At 44.3% G+C, this 488-nt stretch carries 1 protein-coding gene; it reads left to right on the top strand.

From position 1 onward, the window contains the following. A partial coding sequence (locus CYP05_RS04320) for a pyridoxamine 5'-phosphate oxidase family protein (RefSeq protein WP_103642099.1) occupies window positions 1-483 on the top strand: 483 nt, incomplete at its 5' end. Window positions 484-488 lie beyond the last annotated feature (5 nt).

Here is a 488-nt window from a genome sequence, read left to right as displayed (position 1 = left end):
ATCGATAACTGCGAATACTGCGTGATCTCATGCGTAGATGATGAGGGAGAAATTTTTAGCGTGCCTATCTCGCCAGTTAGAGTTGGTGAGAGCATTTTTATCCACGGAGCAACCGCTGGTAGCAAGGCAAAACTGCTTCAAAATGGGCGAAAAGTGGAGTTTGTCTGCGTGAGCTTCAACAAGGTCCCGCACCTAAATGATAGCGAGCTAGAAATGATAAAAGACGACGGCAAGGCGCTTGGCGGCAAGGTCTTTACGACTGAGTATAAAAGCACCATCGCAAAAACAAGAGCCTACGAAGTGACAGATGATGCCAAAAGATATGAAATTTTAAAAATTCTCAGCCAAAAATACACCGCCTACGCGATGAGCACCTTTGACGTGGCGGCCGAGTATGGGCTAAAAAACATGAAAATTTACGAGCTAAAGATAGAGAACCTTAGCGCAAAGGCTAAAATTTTGCCAAAAGCGGTAAAGGAGTAAATTTG

The sequence above is a fragment of the Campylobacter concisus genome, from assembly GCF_002913545.1.
Taxonomy (GTDB): domain Bacteria; phylum Campylobacterota; class Campylobacteria; order Campylobacterales; family Campylobacteraceae; genus Campylobacter_A; species Campylobacter_A concisus_AV.
The sequence above is the reverse complement of the archived record's forward strand: the minus strand, read 5'-3'. Positions and strand labels throughout refer to the sequence as shown.